At 69.1% G+C, this 3,089-nt stretch carries 3 protein-coding genes; 1 reads left to right on the top strand and 2 read right to left on the bottom strand.

The window, feature by feature from the left end:
- A partial coding sequence (locus tag GRZ55_RS22810) for a hypothetical protein (RefSeq protein WP_210257502.1) occupies window positions 1–737 on the top strand: 737 nt, incomplete at its 5' end.
- A gap of 244 nt (window positions 738–981) precedes the next feature.
- On the opposite strand, the gene GRZ55_RS22805 is transcribed toward GRZ55_RS22810, so the two are convergent.
- Window positions 982–2,442 (bottom strand): aldehyde dehydrogenase family protein, encoded by a 1,461-nt coding sequence (locus tag GRZ55_RS22805; RefSeq protein WP_169289236.1) that lies wholly within the window; start codon window positions 2,440–2,442, stop codon window positions 982–984.
- 71 nt (window positions 2,443–2,513) lie between these two features.
- A partial coding sequence (locus GRZ55_RS22800; protein ID WP_210257501.1) for a hypothetical protein occupies window positions 2,514–3,089 on the bottom strand: 576 nt, incomplete at its 5' end.

Below are 3,089 nucleotides of genomic sequence, written 5' to 3'. Positions count from 1 at the left end.
CGCGGGAGGGGGTGACCTTGAGGTCGCAACCCCCACCCGACGCTTCGCGTCGACCTCCCCACAAGGGGGAGGTAGAGCTCCGCGCGACCCTCCCCCGCCTGCTCTGGCGCGCGATCCTGGCCCTGCTGCGCCCGGCCGAATCCGCCGCGCGCCGCCTGATCATCGCCGCTGCCAAGGGCCTGACCGTGCCACCGCCGCGCCCGGGCCAGCCAAAGCCCCGGCCGAAGCCGATCGAACCGCTGCTCCGCCGCCTCGGCATCGCCGTGATGATGGCGCCAGCCAATGCCACCCGCGACGGCATATCCTCCCTTGCAAAGCGAATCCCCACCTTCCCCCTCTTCGATCCGCCGCGCCGGCTCGCCCTCCACGGCCGGCGCCGTCCCACCGTGCCCCCGCACGCCGCCCCGCGCATTGTCGTGCCCGGCGTGACCGAACTCCATCGCCTCCCGCCGCCACCTTCCTCCGACGACCGCATCAGCGCCACGCGCCTGACCCAGCGCCTCGCAGCCCTTGCCGCGGCGCTCGACGATCTCCCCGGCCAGGCCCGCCGCTTCGCCCGCTGGCAGGCACGCCGCCAGACGGCCCGCCTGCCCATCCGACGCGTGCCGCCCGGCGGCCGGCTCTACCGCTACGACCCCGCCGCCGCCCATCCCCCGAATATCCGCGAGATCGACGAGATCCTGGCGCACGCCCATTCGCTGGCGCTCCACGCGCTGGAAGGCCCCGACACGTCGTGAGGGGCGCCCAAAGCGCGGTGCGGCACGTGACAAAAAAAGGCCGAAGGCCAAGGCGGCGATCGGCGGCGGCGCGACGATGGCGCGCGGCTTACCCTCCCCTCGATGGGGAGGGTCGTGGCGATGGACGGAACGAAGTGGAGGTCATCGACGCGGGGTGGGGTGGTGGCACCGCCGCTCACCCCCCTCCCGCGACTGCGTCGCGACCTCCCCCATCAAGGGGGAGGTAAGGTGCGTATCGCCGTCCTCAGAACACCGGCGGGAAGGGCCGGCCGCCGCGGTCGAGCGTGATCCAGCGGGTCTCGGTGAAGGTCTCGAGCGACCAGCGGCCGCCATGCTTGCCGACGCCCGATGCCTTGAAACCGCCGAAGGGAACATGCGGCTCGTCGTTCACGGAAGAGCAGTTGACGTGGCAATTGCCCGTGTCGAGGCGGTTGACGATGGCGAGCGCGCGGCTTTCGTCGCGGCTCATCACGCCGGCCGACAGGCCGTATTCGCTATCGTTGGCGATCGCGATCGCCTCGTCATCGGTGCGGAACGGGATGACGGGAACCACCGGGCCGAAGGTCTCGTCCTGGTAGATCTTCATGTCGGGCGTGACGCCGGTCAGAATCGTGGGCTCCACGAAACGCCCGTCAACCTTGCCGCCGAGCTCCACCTTGGCGCCCTTGGCGATGGCGTCGTCGAGCTGCTCCTTCACCTTGGCGGCCTGCTTGTCGTTGATGAGCGGGCCGATCACGTTTTCCTTGCTCTTGGTCGGGTCACCGACCTTGAGGCGGCCGGCGCGCTCGACGAACTTCTTCAGGAACTCGTCGAAGATCTTCTCGTGGACGAGCACCTTTTCGACCGACATGCAGATCTGGCCCTGATGCATGAAGGAGCCGAAATTGGCGGCCTGGGTGGCGCGCTCCATGTCGGCATCCTCGAGCACGATCATGGAATCCTTGCCGCCGAGCTCGACACAGCACTTCTTAAGATGGGCGCCGGCCTTGGCGGCGATCTGGCGACCCACGGCGGTCGAGCCGGTGAAGGAGATGCCCTTGACGTAAGGATGCTCGATCAGCTCGTCGCCCACTTCCTGCACATTGTCGCGCGAGCAGGTGACGACGTTGAACACGCCCTTGGGCAGGCCCGCCTCCTCGAAGATCTCGGCAAACAGAAGCCCGCCGAGATAAGGCGTCTCTTCCGACGGCTTGAGCACGATCGTGTTGCCGGCCGCCAGGGGGAAGAGGAAGCCGCGCGCGGTCAGGATGCAGGGGAAGTTCCAGGGCGAGATGACCGAGACGACGCCCATGGGACGGCGCACGGCCATCGACACCTTGCCATAGTCGGACGGCAGGACCTCACCGGTCGACTGCCAGACCGAAGCGGCCGCGGCATGGAAGACCTCGGTCACGTAGCCGGTTTCGAACATGCCCTTGCCGAACCAGCCGCCGCCTTCCGCCTGGATGGCGTCGATGATCTCCATCTTGCGGCGCTCCCAGATCTCGGCGGCCTTGTGGAGGTAGTGCGCCCGCTTCGAAAAGGGGAGCGCGGCCCATTCCGGGAAAGCGGCATGGGCCGCCTCGATGGCCGCGGACGTCTCGGCGCGGCCGGAATCCGGCACTTCGGCCCAGACCGAGCCGTCGGACGGATTCAGGTCCTTGAAGGTCTTGGAAGCCGCGGACCAGCCGCCGCCAATATACATTCCCTCGAATACACGTGCCATGATGAGGCTCCTTGTGCTTGCTGCGCCGCCCACGCGGCTGGGTTTGTCCTCCGCCGTCGGCGGATGGGTGGTCAGTTGGTGCCGTTCTTGCCCTCGCCATGCCGGGACACGGCGAAGGACTGCACCGTCAGTTTCTTGCGGCTGGCGACGAGATGCGCGGTTTGGATCGCCGCCGCGCGCTCGGCCAGCGAGGCGAAATCGAGCGGACCGGAAACCCGCGCCCGCCCGGCATTGTTGTCGTCTTCATCCTCCATGTCGAAACCGGCACTGTTGTGGCCAAGCATCGGCGAGGAGGCGGCGCCGTTGGCAGGGCGCGGATCCTCGCTCGTCTCCGGCCGGCGCGAAGGTGCCGGTCTTGAGACCAGACCCGCGAGCTCACGCTGGCGGCGAACATGGTCGGCGAGTCTCTCGGTGGCGCGCTTGGTCAGTGCCGCGATATCGAGGCGATCGGCGGGCGCCTGGTCCTGCCGGTCCTCGGGGGGACTGGCAGGCGCATTTCCGGACGCCGGCACCGGCGGCTGTGCCGCCGCGCTGGCGGCGCCGTCGCGCTGGGCGCGGATATGGCCGGAGAAGCGTTCGCCGGCGCGGCGCGCCAGTTCGGAGGGATCGAGGGCGCTGCCCGACGCCGGAGCGGCGGGCGCGGGTGG

Origin of the sequence: Chelativorans sp. ZYF759, from assembly GCF_012911015.1 — a bacterium.
Taxonomy (GTDB): Bacteria; Pseudomonadota; Alphaproteobacteria; order Rhizobiales; family Rhizobiaceae; genus ZYF759.
The sequence above is the reverse complement of the archived record's forward strand: the minus strand, read 5'-3'. Positions and strand labels throughout refer to the sequence as shown.